Raw genomic sequence first — 20,513 nt, forward strand, 5'->3', positions numbered from 1 at the left:
GATGCTAGGGGAAAACCCTGTGTGCGCCACTCGCGCGCTCGGCATATCCGCCGATTCACCACGCATTTTTCGCAGTACCGACGGGAGAACTCGTGACCACCTGGGAATACCTCACCACTCCGCTGATGATCCACAACACGGCGGCCATTCTGAACAACTGGGGCAAGCAGGGGTGGGAGCTCGTGCAGGTCGTGCCGAACGCCGACGGCGGACTCGTCGCATACCTCAAGCGCCCGGCGGGTGGCGGCGAACAGAACGCCGGCCTCGCGCACGCGGCCCAGGCGGCGAAGCAGTTCGAGGGCGAGGGCGCCCAGTGAGCATCTCGCAGCGCCTCGCGGAACTCGGGCTCGAGCTTCCCGAGGTCGCGGCCCCCGTCGCGAGCTACATCCCCGCCAAGATCCACGGAGACCTGGTCTGGACCTCCGGTCAGCTTCCGTTCGTCGCGGGCGAGCTGCCCGCGTCCGGCAAAGTGGGTACGGACGTCGACGCCGAGGCCGCTCAGGATCTCGCCCGCATCTGCGCGCTCAACGCGATCGCGGCGGCGGCCGCCGCCGTGGGCGGCGTCGACCGCCTCACGGGCGTCTTCAAGGTGACCGGCTTCGTCGCCTCCGAGCCGTCGTTCACCGGCCAGCCCGGCGTGATCAACGGCGCGAGCAACCTCCTCGGCGAGCTCTTCGGCGAGGCGGGCGCGCACAGCCGCTCGGCCGTCGGCGTCCCGGTCCTCCCTCTAGACAGCGCCGTCGAGGTCGAGGTCGCCTTCACCTTCGCGTGAGCCACGGGCCGCAATGACGGAAATGAGCCGGTTCAGCGGATGAATCCCTCTCGGGGATCCGCAGAACCGGCTCATTTCCGTCGAACGGGGGCGGCGCCTACTTGACCTGCTTCGCGATCGTCGACATGACCATCGTGTCCGCGAGGGTCTGGGTGTCGCCGACCTCCCGGCCCTCGGCGACATCCCGCAGCAGGCGCCGCATGATCTTGCCGGAGCGGGTCTTCGGCAGCTCGCTGACGATGAACACGTCGCGGGGTCGGGCGATGGGGCCGATCTGCTGGCCGACCCAGAGGCGCAGCTGCTCGGCGAGGCCCTCGGCTCCGTGCGCCTTGAGGAAGCTCTCCTTGAGGATCACGAAGGCGACGACGGCCTCGCCCGTCATCTCGTCCGAGGCGCCGACGACGGCAGCCTCGGCGGTCGCCTCGTGGGCGACGAGCGCCGACTCGATCTCGGCGGTGGACAGCCTGTGGCCCGAGACGTTCATGACGTCGTCGACGCGGCCGAGCAGCCAGATGTCGCCGTCCGCGTCGCGGCGGGCGCCGTCACCCGCGAAGTAGAAGCCCTTGTCGGCGAACATCTTCCAATAGGTGTCGACGAAGCGCTCGGGGTCGCCCCAGATCCCGCGCAGCATGCTCGGCCACGGCTCCGTGACGACGAGCAGACCTCCCGCATCGTTGCCGACCGACTCGCCCTTGTCGTCGACGACGTCGATCGAGATGCCCGGCTGCGGCACCTGGGCGGATCCGGGCTTCAGCGTCGTGATGCCGGGCAGCGCCGAGATCATGATCGCGCCGGTCTCCGTCTGCCACCACGTGTCGACGATGGGGGTCAGGCCCGCACCGATGACCTCGCGGAACCACATCCAGGCCTCGGGGTTGATCGGCTCGCCGACGGATCCGAGCAGGCGCAGCGACGACAGGTCGCGCTTCTGCGGGATCTCGCGTCCCTGCTTCATGAAGCTGCGCACGGCGGTCGGGGCGGTGTAGAAGATGCTGACGCGGTACTTCTCGATGATGTCCCACCAGCGTCCCGGCTCCGGGTGCTCCGGCGTGCCCTCGTACAGCACCTGCGTGGCGCCGTTCGCGAGGGGGCCGTACACGGCGTAGCTGTGGCCGGTGATCCAGCCGATGTCGGCGGTGCACCAGTACACATCGGTCTCGGGGTGCAGGTCGAAGATGTTCTTGTGGGTGAACGCGGCCTGCGTGAGATAGCCGCCCGAAGTGTGCAGGATGCCCTTGGGGTTACCCGTCGTCCCCGAGGTGTAGAGGATGAACAACGGGTTCTCGGCGGGGAAGGCCTCCGCCGTGTGCTCCGCGCTCGCCTGAGGGACGACGTCCTCCCACCACACATCGCGCTCGTCGTTCCACTCGACGTCCTGGCCGGTTCGGCGCACGACCAGCACGCGCTCCACCGTCGCCTGCTCTCCGGATCCGCGATCGGCGAGAGCCTGGTCGACCGCCGGCTTGAGAGCGGTCGCGCGGCCCTTGCGATAGCCGCCGTCGGCGGTGATGACGAGCTTCGCGCCCGCGTCGTCGATGCGCGAGCGAAGGCTGTCGGCGCTGAAGCCTCCGAAGACGACCGAGTGCGCGGCGCCGAGGCGCGCGACGGCGAGAATCGCGGTGATGGCCTCGGGGATCATCGGCATGTAGATGGCGACGCGGTCGCCGCGCACGATACCCCATTCGGTGAGCACGTTCGCGAGTCGTTTGACCTCCTCGGTGAGGTCGGCGTATGTAATCGTGCGGGTGTCTCCCGGCTCGCCCTCGAAGTGGAAGGCGACGCGGTCGCCGTGTCCCGCCTCGACGTGACGGTCGAGGCAGTTGTAGGCGACGTTGAGCTCGCCGTCATCGAACCACTTCGCGAACGGCGGGTTTGACCAGTCGAGCACGTTCGTGAAGGGCGTGGCCCAGGTGAGCAGCTCGCGCGACTGATCGGCCCAGAAACCTTCGCGGTCTGCCGCGGCCGCGTCGTAGAGGTCGGGGCCGGCAACAGCGTTCGCGGCGAACTCGGGCGTCGGGGCGAAGTGGCGGGCTTCTTCGGCTGCGAGGTGGTCGATCGGCTGAGACATAGGGCGCTCCTTTGCGGCGTACGTGGTGCGTGCAGCGATCGCGCGGCGACGCTGCCGGGGACGACGTTACGCCGTTTCTGCGACAAACGTCGAGCGGACCCGGACGGGTGGGCGTGTCGGTACCCAGGGCAACGTGTCCACAGGCCCGAATTGAGTGAAGTTATCTGAGGGCGGCTCCTCGGCCCCGCGGCGCGGCACGCCCGGCCGCGTAGCGTCGCCGCCATGTCCGATCCGTTCATCGTCAGCCGCCGAGGCGGGCCGGGTGCGCCGGGCGATCCCGCCGCACCCGGATCCGTCGTCGCGCCTGCGGCGCGCCGATTGCGCGACGCGGAGGCGTTCGGTCCGCTCGCGCCCTACGTCGCCGACGACAGCGTCACCGACATCTTCGTCAACGGCGCTTCCGGACTCTTCGTCGATCGCGGGTCCGGAGCGGAACGCGTCGCCGACTGGCGTGCCTCGGAGAGGGAGGTGCACGACCTCGCGACCGACCTCGTCGGCTTCGGCGGGCGGCACGTCGACGATTCGGCGCCCCTCGTCGACGTACGCATGCCAGGTGGCGCGCGCGTGCACGTGGCCCTCTCGCCGATCGCCACCGGTGGCACGGCGATCTCCATCCGCGTTCCGAGGCTCGCCGACGTCGACCTCGACGGCCTCGGCGCGGGCGGGGCGTTCCCGCCCGCCGCTCGCGAATGGCTTGGATCCCTCGTCGCCCGGCGCGCGAACGTCCTCGTCACGGGCGGGGCCGGTTGCGGCAAGACGACACTGCTTTCGGCCCTGCTCGGCGCAGCACCGCGGCACGAGCGCATCATCACGATCGAAGACGTCGCCGAGCTTCGCCTGAACCACCCGCACCACATCAGCCTCGAGGCGCGACAGGCGAACCGTGAGGGCGCCGGCGCGATCGGCCTGGCGAGACTCGTGCGCGAAAGTCTGCGCATGAGACCGGATCGCATCGTGGTCGGGGAATGCCGTGGTGAGGAGATCCGCGACCTCCTGACCGCGCTCAACACCGGGCACGATGGCGGGGCGGGAACGCTCCACGCCAACGGGCTCGCCGACGTCCCCGCGCGCCTCGAGGCCCTGGGCGCGCTCGCCGGCTGGGATGATCACGCCGTCGCACGCCAGGCCGCGAGCGCCTTCGACGTGGTCCTGCACCTCGCGCGTGATGCGGCCGGCGATCGACGACTCGTCGCGGTGGGGGAGTTCCGTCAGGAGGGCGGACGGCTCGAGATCGAACAGGTGCAGCCGTGGTGAGCGAAGCGGTGCCCCGCCGGGTTGCCGAACGGCCCGGGACCCCGCGGCGGCGCGCGCCGCGTTCGGCCTCCGACAGGGCGGATCCTTCGGGTACGCTGCTGTCCCTCGCCGTGCTCCTCGCGGCGGGCGCCGGGCCGACCGCCTCGTGGCGGCACCTCGCCGACAGCGGCGACGAGCACGCGCGCCATGTCGTGCGGCTGATCGATCGCGGCGACGCGGTGCCCGATGCGATCGCGGAGCAGGCCGCGCGCACGGGAGATGAGAGCTGGGGCGATGTCGCGGCCGCGTGGTCGGTTGCCGAGACGGTCGGCGCGCCGCTCGCCGACACGCTCCGAACCGTGGCCGATTCGGTGCGCGACGATGTCGAACTGCGCGCTGACGTGCGCGTCGCCCTCGCCGAGCCGACGGCCTCCGCGCGCCTCATGATGTGGCTACCCCTCCTCGGGCTGCTCGTGGGCGCGGGCCTCGGCCTCGACACGCTCGGGGTGCTGTTCCGCACCCCGTATGGTGCCGCCTGCCTCGTGACGGGCGTCGTGCTCATCCTTCTCGCACGCGCCTGGACGCGACGCCTCGTCCGCGCGGCGCAGCCGGATCCCGGAACGCCCGGCATGCACGAGGAACTGCTGGCCGCGGCCCTGTCCGGCGGCGTGTCGGTGCGCCGCGCCCGCGAGGTGCTCGCGATGTGCGACGAGTACACGCCGAGCGCGACCCGTGGATCCGTCGACGCCGACCGGGTGCTCGAACTGTCGCACGCGGCGGGTGTGCCGGCCGTCGAACTGCTGCGGGCGGCAGCGATGCGCGCCCGATCGCTGGCCCGCGCGGACGGTCGCATGCGCGGGGCTCGCCTCGGCACGCGCCTGCTGCTCCCCATGGGAGTGTGCACGCTTCCGGCCTTCCTCCTCCTCGGCGTCGCACCGATGCTCATCAGCATCATCGTCACGACGCCGCTACCGACGTTCGCCGGATAGGCCGGTGAACCACATGAATACACCACGAAAGAAAGGACGAGACCATGACAGATCTCTGGAACGACGAGTCGGGCGCCTCGACGGCGGAATACGCCATCGTGACCCTCGCGGCGGTCGCCATCGCCGGCGTACTTGTCGCGGTGATGCGATCCGGGGCCGTGCAGTCGCTGCTCCAGAACCTCATCGAATCGGCCCTGCAAGCGCCGTGATCGGCACCGACACCCGCGACCGCGGCTCCGTCTCGGCGGAGTTCGCGGTCGCGGTACCCGCCGTCGCCGTTCTCATCGCGCTCGCCGTGGGCGCGCTGGGTGCCGGATCCGTTCAGGTGCGGCTGCAGGACGCCGCGGCCGATGCGGCGCGCCTCGCCGCGCGAGGCGAGCAGTCGCGCGCGGCCGGCGTCGTCGGCGCCGCCGTCGCCGGTGCGCATTCCGCGATCGGTGCGCGCGGCGACCTCGTCTGCGTGACGGCCGGCACCGAGGTGCGCATCGCCGTGTTCACCGTGCCGGTGTGGGCCGAGAGCTGCGCGCTCGAGGGAGGGCTGTGAGATGGGGGCTTCTCTTGCCACGGCCGGCGTGATCTGCGCCGCCGCCATCGCCGCGGCGGGTCTCGTCGGCGTCGGCGCGGCCGCGGCGGAGAGTCAACGCGCCGCGGGGGTCGCGGATGCCGCCGCGCTCGCCGCCGCGGACACCCTCGCCGGCTTCGCCGCGGGGGATCCGTGCCAGCGCGCCGGCGAGGTGGCCGCCGCGCAGTCGGCGACCGTCGAGAAATGCGTGCTCGACGGGCTCGTCGCGACCGTCGCGGTCCGAACGTCCTTCGGGGGCATCCCGGTTGCGGCCGTCGCGCGGGCTGGGCCACCGCTATAGAGTTCTCCGAACACGGGCTTCCGAGCGAGCTCGGAATACGACGCACAGTATCCGGTGTGTATGGTGTGCATCGAAGAAAGGACCCGCTTTGGCAGACGGAAAGAAGCTCGTCATCGTCGAGTCGCCCACGAAGATGCGCTCGATTCAGGGCTATCTGGGCGACGGCTACGAGGTACTCAGCTCGGTCGGTCACATTCGTGACCTCGCCGACAAGCGCGACATCCCCGAGAAGGACCGCGCCGCGTTCGGCAAATACTCGATCGACGTCGATCACGGGTTCACTCCTTATTACGTCGTCAGCGACCGCAAGACGAAGACCGTCACGGAGCTGCGCCGGGCGCTGAAGGGAGCGAGCGAACTCGTGCTCGCGACCGATGGCGACCGCGAGGGCGAGGCCATCGCATGGCACCTTCTCGAGACGCTGAAGCCGAAGGTGCCGGTCAAGCGCATGGTGTTCCACGAGATCACGAAGGACGCGATCCAGAAGGCCGTCGACGACACGCGTGAGCTCGACCTCTCGCTCGTCGACGCACAGGAGACCCGTCGCGTGCTCGACCGCCTCTACGGGTGGGATGTATCGCCCGTGCTGTGGCGCAAGGTGGGCTCCGGCGCCAGCGGCCAGGCGCTCAGCGCCGGCCGCGTGCAGTCGGCCGCCACCCGTATGGTCGTCGACCGCGAACGCGAGCGCATGGCGTTCGTCTCGGCCAACTACTGCTCCATCGTCTCCGTCGCCGAGCGCAGCGGATCCGCTTTCTCGATCCGCCTCGCGCGCATCGACGGCGCGAACCTCGCGACCGGTCGCGACTTCAACGACCAGGGCGAGCTCACCCGAGCCGTCGTCGTTCTGAACGAGGCCGACGCTTCGGCGCTCGCCGCGGCCGTCGACGCGGTCGGTTCCGCGACCGTGCAGAAGGTCGAGGCCAAGCCCGGCACCCGTCGGCCGTACGCGCCGTTCACGACCTCGACCCTGCAGCAAGAAGCGGGGCGCAAGCTGGGCATGACGGCGAAGGTTGCCATGAGCGTGGCGCAGAGCCTGTATGAGCGCGGATTCATTACCTATATGCGTACCGACTCGACGAACCTCAGCGCGCAGGCGGTTCAGGCGGCCCGCTCGCAGGCTGTCGCGCTGTACGGCGACAAGGCCGTGCCGGCGAAGCCTCGCGTCTACGCCTCGAAGTCGAAGAACGCCCAGGAGGCGCACGAGGCGATTCGTCCCTCGGGCGACACCTTCCGCACGCCGAAGGACGTCGCCGGCATCCTCGGCCGCGACGAGCACCGCATGTACGACCTCATCTGGAAGCGCACGGTCGCGAGCCAGATGAGCGACGCGAAGCTTGAGACGACCACGATTACCCTCGAGACCGTCGCCGACGCGAAGAAGCTCGAGTTCACTGCCTCGGGAACGGTCTATACCTTCAAGGGCTTCCTCGAGGCATACGAGGAGGGCGCGGACGAGAAGCGTCATAAGGACGACACGGCGGATCAGCAGCTCCCGCAGGTGGCGCAGGGCGACGTGCTCGACCTGCACGACTCCGAGGCCAAGAGCCACGAGACCTCGCCGAAGCCGCGCTACACCGAGGCGACGCTCGTCAAGGCGCTCGAGGAGCGCGGCATCGGTCGTCCCTCGACCTTCGCGAGCATCATCGGCGTGATCCTCGATCGCGGATACGTCACCAAGCGCGGGCAGGCACTCGTCCCGACCTGGTTGGCGTTCAGCGTGATCCGGCTGCTCGAGCGCCACTTCGGTTCGCTCGTCGATTACGACTTCACGGCAACGCTCGAAGAGGACCTCGACCGCATCGCGCGCGGCGAGAAGGAGCGCGCCGCGTGGCTGCACGACTTCTACTTCGGCGGCGAGGGGTACCCGGGCCTTCGCACGATCGTCGAGAACCTCGGCGAGATCGACGCCCGCGAACTCAACGCGACGCCCCTGACGGAGACGGCGACGCTGCGGTTCGGGAAGTTCGGTCCCTATATTGAGGTCGTCGACCCGGAGAAGCCCGACGCCGAACCGCGTCGCATCAACGTGCCTGAGGAGCTCGCGCCCGACGAGCTGACACCTCAGAAGGTGCAGGAACTCATCGACGCTCCCGTTGCGGGCAACCGCGTGCTGGGCGAGAACCCGGAGAACGGCAAGCTGGTCGTCGTCAAGGACGGCCGATTCGGGCCGTACCTCGAGGAGACGGATCCGGAGGAGCCCGAGGCCGACCCGGAAACGGGCGAGATCGTCGAGAAGCCGAAGAAGAAGGCGGCGGCCGCCAAGCCGCGCCGCGCCTCGCTCTTCAAGTCGATGTCGCCCGACACGATCGACCTGGCCACCGGCCTCCAGCTGCTTGACCTGCCGCGCACCGTCGGCGTCGACCCGGAGTCGCAGGAGCCCATCACCGCGCAGAACGGCCGATACGGCCCCTACCTGAAGAAGGGCGCCGACTCGCGCTCGCTCGAATCCGAGCAGCAGATCTTCGACATCACGCTCGAGCAGGCCCTCGAGATCTACTCGAAGCCGAAGTACGGCGCCCGCCGTGCCGCAAGCGCCCTGAAGGACTTCGAGAAGGAAGACCCCACGAGCGGCAAGAACGTGCGCATCCGCGACGGCCGTTTCGGCGCCTACGTCACCGACGGGGAGACGAACGCGACGATCCCGCGCGGCACCAACGTCGAGGACGTCGACTTCGACGCGGCCGTGCAGTTGCTCGCCGACAAGCGCGCGAAGGGCCCGGCGAAGAAGCGCACGACCGCGAAGAAGGCGCCCGCCAAGAAGACGACGGCCAAGAAGACGACGGCCAAGAAGACGACCGCGACGAAGGCCGCTCCGAAGACCGACGAGGAGAAGGCCGCGGCGCGTTCGGCGGCCGCCAAGAAGGCCGCGGCGACGCGTGCCGCCAACGCCGCGAAGAAGAAGGCCCAGGGCGCGTGACGCGCGGCATGTGGATCACCTTCGAGGGCGGCGACGGATCGGGTAAGACGACCCAGGCGGAACTGCTGCGCGACTGGTTCGAGCAGCAGGGGCGCCGGGTCGTCCGTACCCGCGAGCCGGGCGGCACCGAGGTGGGCAGGACGATCCGCGAGATCGTGCTGCACTCGCGCGGGGAGCTCGGGCCCCGCGCAGAGGCGCTGCTCTTCGCGGCCGATCGCGCGCATCACATCGATACCCTCGTCGCCCCCGCCCTCGAGCGCGGCGACGTCGTCATCCAGGATCGTTACCTCGACTCGTCGGTCGCCTATCAGGGCGCCGCGCGTGCGCTAGGGGCCGACGAGGTGCGGGAACTGTCGATGTGGGCGACCGGGGGAGCGCTGCCCGATGTGACGGTGCTCCTCGACCTCGACCCGGCGGTCGCGCGCCGTCGCCTCGACGCCGACGACAAGCCTTTCGACCGACTCGAGTCCGAGAAGGCGGAGTTCCACGCCCGCGTGCGCGAGGCCTTCCTGTCCCTGGCCGCCGCGGAGCCCGAGCGCTTCCTCGTGATCGACGCGACGCTCCCGCGCGAGGCGATCCAGGCCCTGATCCGCGCCCGCCTCAGCTAACCCCGTGTCCCACTTGATGCGGGTATAAGGCCGTCTTTCCCGCACGAACTGGGACACGCCCCGCCCCGTGTCCCACTTGACGCGGGTATAGCGCCGTCTTTCCCGCACGAACTGGGACATGCCCCGTCCCGTGTCCCACTTGACGCGGGTATAGGGCCGTCTTTCCCGCATCAACTGGGACACGCCTCGTCTCGTGTCCCACTTGACGCGGGTATAGCCTCGCCTTTCCCGCACTAACTGGGACACGCCCCGGGTAGGATGGGGGTGTACGTGGATCCTGCGTGCCGGACGGGACGACCCGGCCGACAGCCTGATGTTCGGGGACGGCCCCGGTGGGAGGATCCGCTATGGAGTGGATCGTATTGATCGCCTCGGGAATGCTCGAGGCGGTGTGGGCCACGGCGCTGAGCGCGTCGAAGGGCTTCAAGAAGTTCTGGCCATCGGTGCTGTTTCTCGTCTCGATGACGGCCAGCATGATCGGCCTCGCCTACGCGATGAGCGTCATCCCGACGGGCACCGCCTACGCCGTGTGGGTGGGCATCGGCGCCGTGCTGACGGTGCTGCTCGCCGTGTTCCGGAAGCAGGAGCGCCTGAGCCTCGCGCGCGGCGCGCTCCTCACGCTGTTGATCGCGAGCGTCATCGGCCTGAAGGCGGTGTCGTGATGCACTGGATCGTGCTGATGATCAGCGCCGTGCTCGAGGCCGTATGGGCGACGGCCCTCGGCGAGAGCGACGGCTTCACGCGCCCCGTTCCGGTCGTCGTCTTCCTCGTTGGGGTGACGCTCAGCATGCTCGGCCTCGGCTACGCGATGCGCGAGATCCCGATCGGCACGGCCTACGCGGTGTGGACGGGAACGGGCGCCGCCCTGACGGTGGCGTACGCCATGGTCACGGGCGCGGAGCCCGTGACCTTCCTGCGGATCCTCTTCATCGCGGGCATCGTCGGCGCCGTCATCGGGCTGAAACTCGTGAAGCCCAAGCCGCCCGTCGACGCCGCCGACTGAGCGGCGCGGTCACGCCACCTGCGGGGCGACCTCCGCGAGGAAGCGGTCGCCGGTGTCGGCGATCGCTGCCGGATCCGTGAGGGTCGTCACCGGCAGAATGAACTCGTCGACGCCGGCGGCGGCATAGGCGTGCATGTGATCGGCGATCTGCTGGCTGGATCCGCCGATCGCGGGGCGGCCCTTCGCCGCGAGGGCGGCGGCCTTCTCCGCGTCGTCGAAGAACACGACCGCCTGCGTCGAGCGCCACAGCGAGTTCTCCGAACGGCCGGCGCGCTCGAGCGCGGCGTCGAAGATCGCCTTCTTTGCCGCGAAGCGCTCGGGCAGCGACCAGTGGTTCCACTCGTCGGCGTAGCGCGAGACGATCTTCGGCATGACCTTCTCGCCGGATCCGCCGACGAGAATCGGCAGCGTCGCGTGCGGCTTCGGGTTCAGCGAGGCGCGTTCGAGCGTGTAGCGCTCGCCCGCATGATCGACGAACTCCTCGTCGCGGAGGCGGGTGATGACCTCCAGCGCCTCGCGGAACCACCGGATCCTGTCCGGCACGTCGCCGAACTCGATCCCGAAGGCGCGGTGCTCGTTCTCCTGCCAGCCGGCGCCCACACCGAGGACGAATCGGCCGCCGGAGATGTCGCTCAGCGCAGCGGCCTGCTTCGCGACGATCGCGGGGTGACGGTAGGTGTTGCCGAGCACCATGGATCCGATCCGTACGCCCGGCACCGTCGCGGCGAGCGCCGTCAGCTGCGTGAGGCACTCGCCACGCGGGCCGTCATTGGGCTCGGCCGTGTTGTCCATGAAGTGGTCTTCGAGCCACAGGCCGCGCCATCCGGCCCGGGCCGCGTGCTGCGCGGCGGCCGAGAGGTCGTTCCAGGGCAGGGCGGGCGGCAGCCAGAGGGAGAACTTCATGCTGATCACGCTATCGGCATGACGCAATAGACTCGACCCGTGGTCACTCGTCTCTCCAAGCTCTTCGTCCGCACCCTCCGCGAGGATCCCTCCGACGCGGAGGTGCGTAGTCACAAGCTCCTCGTGCGCGCGGGGTACATCCGCCGCCAGGCCCCCGGCGTGTTCGCCTGGTTGCCGCTCGGCCTGCGCGTGAAGGCGCGCCTCGAGCAGATCATCCGCGAGGAGATGGACCGCGCGGACGCCCAGGAGGTGCACTTCCCGGCGCTCATGCCGCGCGACCCGTACGAGCAGACCGGACGGTGGGAGGAGTACGGCGACAACCTCTTCCGCCTGCACGACCGCCACGGCGCCGACTACCTCCTGGCCCCGACGCACGAGGAGGCGTTCACGCTGCTCGTGAAAGACCTGTACAGCTCGTACAAGGACCTGCCGCTGACGATCTACCAGATCCAGGACAAGTACCGCGACGAGGCGCGCCCGCGCGCCGGCCTCCTGCGCGGCCGCGAGTTCACGATGAAGGACGCCTACTCCTTCGACGTCAACGAAGAGGGGCTCGACAAGAGCTACGAGGCGCAGCGCGACGCCTACGAGCGCATCTTCACGCGGCTGGGCATGGAATACGCCATCGTGAAGGCCGACGCGGGAGCGATGGGGGGATCGCGCAGCGAGGAGTTCCTGCACCCGACGCCCGTCGGCGAGGACACCTTCGTCCGAAGCGCCGGAGGTTATGCCGCGAACGTCGAGGCGTTCACGACCCTCGCGCCCGAACCGATTGACGCCACGGGCGCACCCGCTCCCGTCGTCTATGACTCGCCGGGCACGAAGACGATCGAGACGCTCGTCGCCCACGCGAACGAGGCGCTGGACGATGCGCCCGATGGTGGCTGGACCGCGGCGCACATGCTGAAGAACGTCGTCCTCGCCGTGACGCACCCGGACGGCGAGCGCGAGATCGTCGTCGTGGCGATCCCGGGCGACCGCGACATCGAGGAGAAGCGACTCGAGGTGGCCTTCGCCCCCGCCGAGGTGACGCCGGCCTCCGCGGAAGACCTCGCGAAGATCCCCGCGCTCGTGCCCGGTTTCATCGGGCCGTGGACGGCGGAGGGCCAGTTCCTCGGTGAGGAGTCCGCGACCGGGATCCGGTACCTCGTCGACCCGCGCATCGTCGACGGAACGACGTGGATCTCGGGCGCGAACGCCGCCGACCGGCACGTTCGCGGGCTCGTCGCCGGCCGCGACTTCATCGCGGACGGCACCGTCGAGGTCGCCAACGTGCGCGAGGGTGACCCCGCGCCCGACGGATCCGGCCCCGTCACGCTCGAGCGCGGCATGGAGATCGGCCACATCTTCCAGCTCGGTCGCAAGTACGCCGAGGCGCTCGGCCTCAAGGTGCTCGACGAGAACGGCAAGCTGCAGACCGTGACGATGGGTTCGTACGGCATCGGCGTCACGCGCGTCATGGCCGCGATCGCCGAGCTGTCGAGCGACGAAAAGGGTCTCATCTGGCCGGAGGCGATCGCGCCCTTCGACGTGCACGTCGTCGCGACGGGCAAGGGCCAGGAGGCCTACGATCTCGCCGCCGAGCTGATCGAGGGGCTGGAGAAGGCCGGCAAGGACGTGCTCTTCGACGACCGCCCGAAGGTGTCGCCGGGCGTGAAGTTCGGCGACGCTGAGCTGCTGGGCGTGCCGCAGCTGGTCGTCGCGGGCCGCGGTGCCGCCGACGGCGAGGTCGAGCTCTGGGACCGTCGCTCCGGTGAGCGCGAGACCCTGCCGCTCGCGGAGGCGCTGGCGCGGCTGACCGCGTAACCGCAGCAGAGCAATAACCGCGCACCGTGCAGAAAAGCGGGGTCCGATGCCGATGGCACCGGGCCCCGCTTTTCTGCACGGTGCGCGGTTATTGCGGGCGCTTCCTCGCGTTTGCCCGCGCGTTACCTGCGCGACAGCGCGCCGCAATGCGCGATTGGGACGGTGGGATGTCCTTTCGTTCCCCACATCCAGGAGCTCTCGATGTCCTATCGGACACCACACCTTCGTCGCACGGCCGCGACGATGTCGGTCGTCGCCCTCGGCGCCGGCGCATTCGTCCTCGTCCCCGCGGCCGCCCAGGCCGCGCCGGACGGATCCGGCCTCGTCATCAGCGAGGTGTACGGCGGCGGGGGCAACTCCGGTGCCCCGTTCCAGAACGACTTCGTCGAGCTCTACAATCCGACCGACGCCCCGATTGACCTCGCGGGCCTGTCGCTCGAGTACAAGTCGGCGGCGGGCGGATCCGGCGGATCGCTCACCCTGAGCGGCTCGGTCGCCCCGAGCGGCTACTTCCTCGTGCAGATGGCCGCGGGCAACGGCGCGGGCGTTCCGCTGCCCGCGGCCGATCAGGTCGGCACCGCCAACATGTCGGCGAGCAACGGGCGCGTGTACCTCTTCGAGGGCTCGGGGCAGTTCCCCGCGACGGAGGGCGACATCGCCGGTGCCGAGGGACTTGTCGACATGGTCGGCTTCGGGACCGCCGCGAGCTTCGAGGGATCCGCCGCGCCCGCGCTGAGCAACTCGACGAGCGCCGCCCGCACCGACGCCGCCGACACCGACGTCAACTCGGCCGACCTCGCCGCCGGTGCGCCGACGCCGACGAACTCGAAGGGCGAGACGAGCGGATCCGCCCCGGAGGAGCCGACCGAGCCCGTCGAACCGGGTGAGCCGGTAGCGATCTCGGCGGTGCAGGGCACCGGATCCGTGTCGCCGCTGAACGGCAAAGTCGTCACCGTGCGCGGCGTCGTGACCGCCGACTACCGCGAGGGCGGTTTCAACGGCTTCACGATGCAGGCCCCGGCGGGCGACCCCGACGACGGCGCAAGCGACGCGATCTTCATCTACGGCAACTCCGCCCGCGCCGAGATCGGCCAGAGCGTGGAGGTCACGGGCACGGTCAGCGAGTACCAGGGCATCACCGAGATCACGCCCGACCTCGTGACGGTGCTCGACGAGTCGCTCGGCGAGGTCACGCCGATCACCTCGTGGGCGGGGCTCGAGACCCACGAGGGCAAGCTCGCCCACCAGAGCGAGCTCGTACAGTTCGACGAGCCGTTCACGGTGACCGACAACTACGACGCGAACTTCTACGGATCCTTCGGCCTCGCGCGCGGCGAGAGCACGCTGCGACAGCCGACCGAGGTTGCGGATCCGCACGACGCGGCGGCGATCGCGGCCGTGAAGGACGCCAATGCGGCGGCCTTCGTCATGCTCGACGACGGTCGCAGCACGAACTTCAACAGCAACAAGGACGTCCCGCTCTCGTATCTCACGCCGGACAACCCCGTCTCGGTCGGCGCGAGCGTGACGTTCAACAAGCCCTTCGTGCTCGACTACCGGTACAACGCCTGGCAGCTCGAGCCGACCCAGCCCATCTCCGGCGCGGGCGCCGAGCACGTCACCTTCGGCGACGTCCGCGCGGAGAACGCCGCGCCCCGGGAAGTCGGCGGCGACATCTCGATCGCGACCTTCAACGTGCTCAACTACTTCCCGACGACGGCGGAGGAGTACGAAGCCGCGGGGCTCGGATCCTGCTCGGTCTACGTCGACCGCAGCGGCGAGCCGGTCTCGGCGAACGACTGCGGATCGACCGGTCCGCGCGGCGCGGCGACCGTCGAAAGCTTCGAACGCCAGGAGGTGAAGATCGTGAACGCGATCTCGACCTCGGGCGCCTCGATCGTCGCGCTCGAGGAGATCGAGAACTCCGTGCACTTCGAGAAGGATCGCGACTTCGCCGTCGCGACGCTCGTCGACGCCCTCAACGAAGCCGAGGGCGACGGAGCCTGGGCGTACGTGGCGAGCCCCGAGAGCGTGCCGTCCGACGAGGACGTGATCCGCAACGCCTTCATCTACCGCCCGGCCGACGTGACGCTGGTCGGCGAGTCGCGGATCCTCGTCGACGACCCCGCATTCGGCAACGCGCGCGAGCCGCTCGTGCAGGCCTTCGCGCCCGCCGATGGCGAAGGCGGCGAGACCTTCCTCGTCGCGACGAACCACTTCAAGTCGAAGGGGTCCGGAACCGACGACGGCACCGGCCAGGGCAACGCGAATCCCGACCGCGTCGCACAGTCGGAGGCCCTCCTCGGCTTCGTCGACGAGGTATCGGCCGAGACGGGGATCGACAGCGTCTTCCTCGCGGGCGACTTCAACGCATACACGGCGGAGGATCCGATCCGCGTCCTGACCGACGCCGGCTACGCCGACCTCAACGTCGAACTGAACGGCGGCGAGCCGACCTACAACTACGACGGTCTCGACGGCTCCCTCGACCACATCCTCGCGAACGCCGACGCGCTCGAGCTCGTGACGGGTGTGGACGTGTGGCAGATCAACGGACAGGAGCAGGTCGGCTTCGAGTACAGCCGCTACAACTACAACTCGACCCTTCTCTACGACGAGTCGGTCTTCCGGGCCAGCGACCACAACCCGATCGTCGTCGGCCTCGACGTCGTCGGCGACGAGACCCCGACCGAGCCCGAGCCCGAGCCCGCCGTCGAGTGGCAGCGGGGCGAGGTCTACGACGAGGGCGACGTCGTCACCTACCACGGCGCGACCTTCGTCGCGCAGTGGTGGACGACCGACAAGCCCGGCACCTCGCCGTGGGGATCCTGGATGGAGCAGGGCGCGAGCGTCGCGTGCGAGGCGGGGCAGGCGACCGAGTGGACAGCTTCGCAGGTCTACACCGGCGGTGAGCTCGTCGCGTACAAGGGCGACGTCTACGAGGCGCAGTGGTGGAGCCGCAACGAGGTTCCGAAGAAGCCGCACGGCGCATGGACCAAGCTCGGATCCTGCTGATCTGACCCGCACGCCGCCTCGTCGCTCCTCGCGACGGGGCGGCGTGCCCGTTGTTTCCCTGACGGTCATCAGGAGACTCGGGTAGCCTCATGCTTGTGTCGGCACGAACGTTCGCCGACGAGAGCTGAATAGGGAGGCTGCCATGGAGATCGATCTCGCTCTGTTGCGTTCGATTGAGCGCGAGAAAGAGATTCCGTTCGACGAACTCGTGACGATCATCGAGCAGGCGGTGCTCACGGCCTTCGCCAAGCACACCTCGCAGACGGGCGAGCTTCCCGAAGGCGCGCGCGCCCTGCTCGACCGCAAGACCGGATACGTCGCCGTCCTCACGCCCGTGAAGGACGAAGACGGTGCGATCATCGGTGAGGAAGAGCAGCACCCGGAGGACTTTGGTCGCATCGCCGCCTACGCCGCCAAGCAGGTCATCAGCCAGCGCCTGCGCGACATCGCCGACGACGCAGTCATCGGCGAGTACCGCGCGAAGGAAGGCGACATCGTGTCGGGCATCGTGCAGCAGGGTCCGAACCCGCGCATGGTGCACATCGACCTCGGCACCGTCGAGGCCATCCTGCCGCCCGAGGAGCAGGTTCCCGGCGAGGAGTACCCGCACGGAACCCGCATCCGCGTCTACGTCACGAGCGTGTCGCGTGGGAACAAGGGGCCGTCGGTGACGGTCTCCCGCACGCACCCGGGACTCGTGCGCAAGCTCTTCGCGCTCGAGGTTCCGGAGATCGCGAACGGCCTCGTCGAGATCGTGTCCCTGGCACGAGAAGCCGGCCACCGCACCAAGATGGCCGTCATCGCGCACGATCCGTCGATCAACGCCAAGGGTGCCTGCATCGGCGAGATGGGCCGCCGCGTGCGCGCCGTTCAGGACGAGCTGGGCGCCGAGAAGATCGACATCGTCGACTTCGACGCCGACCTGGCGACCTTCGTCGCACACGCCCTCTCGCCGGCCAAGGTGTCGTCGAGCTTCGTCCTCGACGCGAAGACCAAGGCCGTGCGCGCCCTCGTGCCCGACTACCAGCTGTCGCTCGCGATCGGCAAGGAGGGCCAGAACGCCCGCCTCGCCGCGAAGCTCACGGGCGCCAAGATCGACATCCAGCCGGACTCGATCCTCGACGAGGACTGACCCGGCCGCGCCGGCCCGCGCGATAGCCACGCCGAGGAAGGGCCTTCGCAGCCCACTCGGCGAGTCGCGCTAAGGAAGGACGTGTAGGATGAAACCCGTCCGAACGTGCGTTGGATGCCGCACGCGTGACTCCCGATCCGCTCTCATGCGGGTTGTCGTCGCCGAATCCCGGCTCGTCATTGACGAGGCCGCGTCGGCACGGGGGAGGGGCGCGTGGGTGCACCCCAGCCGCACCTGCGTGGAGCTGGCCATCCAGCGACGCGCATTCGTGCGAGCACTCCGTGTATCGGGATCCCTCGATACGCAGACACTCGAAGAATGGCTATCAGCTATGGAAATCAAGTGAACGGCTCGAAATGAGACCCGTCCGCCTCTAGAGGTCTGCCCTGTCAGGGCAGATCTGCCCAGACAGGAGAATTGTGGCTAAACCACGCGTACACGAAATCGCAGCCGAGCTCGGCGTCGACAGCAAGACCGCTCTCGCCAAGCTCAAGGAGCTCGGCGAGTTCGTGAAGAGCCCCTCGTCGACGATCGAACCGCCGGTCGTCCGTAAGCTGCGCGCAGCTTTCGAGTCCGAGGGCACCGCCAAGCCGGACGCCAAGCCCGCCTCGAGCGGTGCGTCGTCGGCGCCGAAGCCCGGCGCCGCGCGCCCCGGCGCGCCCCGTCCGGGTGCGACGCCCGGATCCGCCGCGCCCAAGCCCGGCCCGGCGCGCAAGCCCGGCGCCGCGGCCCCGAAGCCCGGTCCCGCCGAGGCCCCGCAGGCATCCGGCGCCCCGAAGCCCGGCGCCCCCGCGCCTCGCAGCCCGAAGCCGGCGTCGTCGGCGAAGCCCGGATCCGCCGCGCCCAAGCCGGGCTCGTCGGCTCCGAAGCCCGGCCAGGCACGTCCCGGCAACAACCCCTTCGCGTCCTCGCAGGGCATGGGGCAGCGCCCCGCCGGCGCGCCGCGACCGGGTAACAACCCGTTCGCCTCGTCGCAGGGCATGGGCCAGCGCCCGTCGCCCGCGAACATTCCTCGTCCCCCCAAGCCCCAGGCCCCGCGCCCGGGTGCTCCGCGTCCGGGCGGTCGTCCCGGCGGCGGTGCGGGTGGCCGTGGTCGTCCCGGCGGCGCAGGTCGTCCGGGCGGCGGCGCTCCGTTCCAGCAGCGTCCGGGCGCCGGTGGCCCCGGTGCGGGTGCCGCTGGTGGATTCCGTCCCGGTGGCGGCGGCGGTTTCGCCGGTCGTCCCGGCCCCGGTGGTCGCCGTGGCGGTACCGCCGGTGCGTTCGGAAAGGGGGGCGGCAAGTCCAAGCAGCGTAAGTCGCGTCGTGCGAAGCGCCAGGAATTCGAAATGCGGCAGGCGCCGATCGTCGGCGGCGTGAAGGTTCCCCGCGGCGACGGCAACACGGTCATCCGCATGCGCCGCGGCGCATCGATCGCCGACTTCGCCGAGAAGATCGAGCAGATGCACGGGATTCCGGTTCCTCCCGGAAACCTCGTCACCGTCCTGTTCCACCTGGGCGAGATGGCGACCGCGACCGAATCGCTCGACGAGTCGACGTTCGAGGTGCTCGGCGCCGAAATCGGCTACAAGGTCGAGGTTGTCTCGCCCGAGGACGAGGACAAGGAGCTCCTCGAGAGCTTCGGCCTCAACCTCGAGCAGGAGCAGCTCGAAGAAGACGACGACGACCTCGAGATCCGTCCCCCGGTCGTCACCGTCATGGGTCACGTCGACCACGGTAAGACCCGCCTGCTCGATGCGATCCGTAACACGACCGTCATCGAGGGCGAGGCCGGTGGCATCACCCAGCACATCGGTGCCTACCAGATCTGGACCGAGCACGACGGTCACGACCGCGCCATCACCTTCATCGACACCCCCGGTCACGAGGCCTTCACGGCCATGCGTGCCCGCGGTGCCGACGTCACCGACATCGCGATCCTGGTCGTCGCGGCCGACGACGGCATCATGCCGCAGACGGTCGAGGCGCTGAACCACGCACAGGCGGCCGGCGTGCCGATCGTCGTCGCGGTCAACAAGGTCGACAAGCCCGAGGCCAACCCGGCCAAGGTGCGTCAGCAGCTCACCGAGTACGGTCTCGTCGCCGAAGAGTACGGCGGAGAGGTCATGTTCGTCGACGTGTCAGCGCGTCAGGGCACCGGTATCCAGGACCTCCTGGACGCCGTGCTCCTCACGGCCGACGCCGGTCTCGACCTGCGCGCGAACCCCAACAAGGAAGCGCGCGGTATCGCGATCGAGGCGAAGCTCGACAAGGGCCGCGGATCCGTCGCGACCGTCCTCGTCCAGGGCGGAACGCTGCGAGTCGGCGACCCGATCGTCGCCGGCACGGCCTACGGCCGCGTCCGCGCCATGATCGACGAGCACGGCGAGCGCGTCGAGGAAGCGGCACCGTCGCGACCCGTGCAGGTTCAGGGTCTGAACTCGGTGCCTCGCGCCGGTGACCTGTTCCTCGTGCCGGAGGACGACCGCACCGCCCGCCAGATCGCTGAGAAGCGTGAGGCCGTCGAGCGCAACGCCGCCCTGGCGAAGGCCCGCAAGCGCATGTCGCTTGAGGACTTCACCAAGGCTCTCGAAGAGGGCAAGGTCGAGTCGCTCAACCTCATCATCAAGGGTGACGTGTCGGGTGCCGTCGAGGCGCTCGAGGAATCGCTGCTCAAGATCGAGGTCGACGACAGTGTCCAGCTGCGCATCATCCACCGCGGTGTGGGTGCCGTGACCGAGAGCGACATCAACCTCGCGACGATCGACAACGCGATCGTGCTCGGCTTCAACGTCCGCCCGGACACGAAGGCCCGCGAGGCCGCCGCCCGCGAGGGCGTCGACATCCGCTTCTACAACGTCATCTACAACGCGATTGACGACGTGGAGGCTTCGCTCAAGGGCATGCTCAAGCCCGAGTACGAAGAGGCGCAGGCCGGTCTCGCGGAGATCCGCGAGGTGTTCCGCTCCTCCAAGTTCGGCAACATCGCCGGTGTGCTCGTCAAGAGCGGCACCATCACGCGCAACGCCAAGGCGCGCATCATCCGCGAGGGTGTTGTCGTCGCCGATGGCCTGGCCATCGAGTCGCTGCGTCGCTTCAAGGACGACGTCACCGAGGTGAAGACGGACTTCGAGGCCGGTATCGGCCTCGGCAAGTTCAACGACATCCAGATTGGCGACGAGATCGAGACCATCGAGATGGTCGAGAAGCCGCGCGACTAATCGCATA

Annotated in this window: 18 protein-coding genes; 16 read left to right on the plus strand and 2 right to left on the minus strand. The window is 69.4% G+C overall.

Going from position 1 to position 20,513, the window contains the following annotated elements; genetic code table 11:
- The first annotated feature begins 92 nt into the window (after window positions 1–92).
- Window positions 93–317 carry a Sp36 family protein gene (sp36, locus tag IEX05_RS09570; RefSeq protein WP_188701265.1) on the plus strand — a complete coding sequence of 75 codons (225 nt, stop codon included), beginning with the start codon at window positions 93–95 and terminating at the stop codon, window positions 315–317.
- Window positions 314–772 carry a RidA family protein gene (locus tag IEX05_RS09575; protein ID WP_188701267.1) on the plus strand — a complete coding sequence of 153 codons (459 nt, stop codon included), beginning with the start codon at window positions 314–316 and terminating at the stop codon, window positions 770–772. Before sp36 ends, IEX05_RS09575 begins: the two co-directional genes overlap by 4 nt.
- Before the next feature lie 97 nt (window positions 773–869).
- Here IEX05_RS09575 and acs read toward each other — a convergent pair whose 3' ends face one another.
- Entirely contained in the window at window positions 870–2,840 is a 1,971-nt protein-coding gene (gene acs / locus IEX05_RS09580) for an acetate--CoA ligase (RefSeq protein ID WP_188701269.1), read from the minus strand.
- A 222-nt stretch (window positions 2,841–3,062) separates the two neighbouring features.
- Between acs and IEX05_RS09585 the strand changes: the two genes are divergently transcribed.
- The 9 genes from IEX05_RS09585 to IEX05_RS09625 all read left to right on the plus strand — a co-directional run bounded on the left by IEX05_RS09585 (window position 3,063) and on the right by IEX05_RS09625 (window position 10,453).
- The gene (locus IEX05_RS09585; RefSeq protein ID WP_188701271.1) at window positions 3,063–4,094 is read left to right on the plus strand and encodes a TadA family conjugal transfer-associated ATPase; all 1,032 of its coding nucleotides are present in this window, start codon (window positions 3,063–3,065) and stop codon (window positions 4,092–4,094) included.
- The gene (locus IEX05_RS09590) at window positions 4,091–5,062 is read left to right on the plus strand and encodes a type II secretion system F family protein (protein ID WP_229661242.1); all 972 of its coding nucleotides are present in this window, start codon (window positions 4,091–4,093) and stop codon (window positions 5,060–5,062) included. The genes IEX05_RS09585 and IEX05_RS09590 overlap by 4 nt, the downstream gene beginning before the upstream one ends.
- A 44-nt stretch (window positions 5,063–5,106) precedes the next feature.
- Window positions 5,107–5,271: a DUF4244 domain-containing protein gene (locus IEX05_RS09595; protein ID WP_188701273.1), complete on the plus strand. Its 165-nt coding sequence runs from the start codon at window positions 5,107–5,109 to the stop codon at window positions 5,269–5,271.
- Window positions 5,268–5,606 carry a TadE family type IV pilus minor pilin gene (locus IEX05_RS09600; protein ID WP_188701275.1) on the plus strand — a complete coding sequence of 113 codons (339 nt, stop codon included), beginning with the start codon at window positions 5,268–5,270 and terminating at the stop codon, window positions 5,604–5,606. Before IEX05_RS09595 ends, IEX05_RS09600 begins: the two co-directional genes overlap by 4 nt.
- A 1-nt stretch (window position 5,607) precedes the next feature.
- The gene (locus tag IEX05_RS09605; RefSeq protein ID WP_188701276.1) at window positions 5,608–5,925 is read left to right on the plus strand and encodes a helicase; all 318 of its coding nucleotides are present in this window, start codon (window positions 5,608–5,610) and stop codon (window positions 5,923–5,925) included.
- A gap of 88 nt (window positions 5,926–6,013) precedes the next feature.
- Window positions 6,014–8,842: a type I DNA topoisomerase gene (topA, locus tag IEX05_RS09610; protein WP_188701278.1), complete on the plus strand. Its 2,829-nt coding sequence runs from the start codon at window positions 6,014–6,016 to the stop codon at window positions 8,840–8,842.
- The gene (tmk, locus tag IEX05_RS09615) at window positions 8,839–9,450 is read left to right on the plus strand and encodes a dTMP kinase (RefSeq protein ID WP_229661243.1); all 612 of its coding nucleotides are present in this window, start codon (window positions 8,839–8,841) and stop codon (window positions 9,448–9,450) included. Before topA ends, tmk begins: the two co-directional genes overlap by 4 nt.
- A gap of 347 nt (window positions 9,451–9,797) precedes the next feature.
- Entirely contained in the window at window positions 9,798–10,112 is a 315-nt protein-coding gene (locus IEX05_RS09620) for a DMT family transporter (protein ID WP_188701280.1), read from the plus strand.
- Window positions 10,112–10,453, plus strand: coding sequence for a DMT family transporter (locus tag IEX05_RS09625; protein WP_188701500.1), 342 nt, complete (start codon window positions 10,112–10,114; stop codon window positions 10,451–10,453). Before IEX05_RS09620 ends, IEX05_RS09625 begins: the two co-directional genes overlap by 1 nt.
- A 9-nt stretch (window positions 10,454–10,462) precedes the next feature.
- On the opposite strand, the gene IEX05_RS09630 is transcribed toward IEX05_RS09625, so the two are convergent.
- Entirely contained in the window at window positions 10,463–11,356 is an 894-nt protein-coding gene (locus IEX05_RS09630; RefSeq protein WP_188701282.1) for an LLM class flavin-dependent oxidoreductase, read from the minus strand.
- A gap of 39 nt (window positions 11,357–11,395) precedes the next feature.
- On the opposite strand from IEX05_RS09630, the gene IEX05_RS09635 reads away from it, so the two are divergent.
- From IEX05_RS09635 to infB, 5 genes are all read left to right on the plus strand, one after another.
- The gene (locus IEX05_RS09635; protein WP_188701284.1) at window positions 11,396–13,162 is read left to right on the plus strand and encodes a proline--tRNA ligase; all 1,767 of its coding nucleotides are present in this window, start codon (window positions 11,396–11,398) and stop codon (window positions 13,160–13,162) included.
- 201 nt (window positions 13,163–13,363) lie between these two features.
- Entirely contained in the window at window positions 13,364–16,177 is a 2,814-nt protein-coding gene (locus tag IEX05_RS09640; protein ID WP_188701286.1) for an ExeM/NucH family extracellular endonuclease, read from the plus strand.
- A 142-nt stretch (window positions 16,178–16,319) separates the two neighbouring features.
- Entirely contained in the window at window positions 16,320–17,309 is a 990-nt protein-coding gene (nusA, locus tag IEX05_RS09645) for a transcription termination factor NusA (RefSeq protein WP_188701288.1), read from the plus strand.
- 88 nt (window positions 17,310–17,397) lie between these two features.
- The gene (locus IEX05_RS09650; protein WP_188701290.1) at window positions 17,398–17,655 is read left to right on the plus strand and encodes a YlxR family protein; all 258 of its coding nucleotides are present in this window, start codon (window positions 17,398–17,400) and stop codon (window positions 17,653–17,655) included.
- A gap of 73 nt (window positions 17,656–17,728) precedes the next feature.
- Window positions 17,729–20,506: a translation initiation factor IF-2 gene (infB, locus tag IEX05_RS09655; RefSeq protein ID WP_188701292.1), complete on the plus strand. Its 2,778-nt coding sequence runs from the start codon at window positions 17,729–17,731 to the stop codon at window positions 20,504–20,506.
- Window positions 20,507–20,513: the final 7 nt, after the last annotated feature.

Source organism: Microbacterium nanhaiense, assembly GCF_014646015.1.
In the GTDB taxonomy this organism is placed as follows: Bacteria; Actinomycetota; Actinomycetes; order Actinomycetales; family Microbacteriaceae; genus Microbacterium; species Microbacterium nanhaiense.

Bases quoted from the DNA above. Each gene is read 5' to 3' on its own strand.
- acs (WP_188701269.1), bottom strand. From the start codon at position 2,840: ATGTCTCAGCCGATCGACCACCTCGCAGCCGAAGAAGCCCGCCACTTC.
- IEX05_RS09585 (WP_188701271.1), top strand. From the start codon at position 3,063: ATGTCCGATCCGTTCATCGTCAGCCGCCGAGGCGGGCCGGGTGCGCCG.
- IEX05_RS09595 (WP_188701273.1), top strand. From the start codon at position 5,107: ATGACAGATCTCTGGAACGACGAGTCGGGCGCCTCGACGGCGGAATAC.
- IEX05_RS09605 (WP_188701276.1), top strand. From the start codon at position 5,608: ATGGGGGCTTCTCTTGCCACGGCCGGCGTGATCTGCGCCGCCGCCATC.
- IEX05_RS09620 (WP_188701280.1), top strand. From the start codon at position 9,798: ATGGAGTGGATCGTATTGATCGCCTCGGGAATGCTCGAGGCGGTGTGG.
- IEX05_RS09625 (WP_188701500.1), top strand. From the start codon at position 10,112: ATGCACTGGATCGTGCTGATGATCAGCGCCGTGCTCGAGGCCGTATGG.
- IEX05_RS09630 (WP_188701282.1), bottom strand. From the start codon at position 11,356: ATGAAGTTCTCCCTCTGGCTGCCGCCCGCCCTGCCCTGGAACGACCTC.
- IEX05_RS09640 (WP_188701286.1), top strand. From the start codon at position 13,364: ATGTCCTATCGGACACCACACCTTCGTCGCACGGCCGCGACGATGTCG.
- nusA (WP_188701288.1), top strand. From the start codon at position 16,320: ATGGAGATCGATCTCGCTCTGTTGCGTTCGATTGAGCGCGAGAAAGAG.
- IEX05_RS09650 (WP_188701290.1), top strand. From the start codon at position 17,398: ATGAAACCCGTCCGAACGTGCGTTGGATGCCGCACGCGTGACTCCCGA.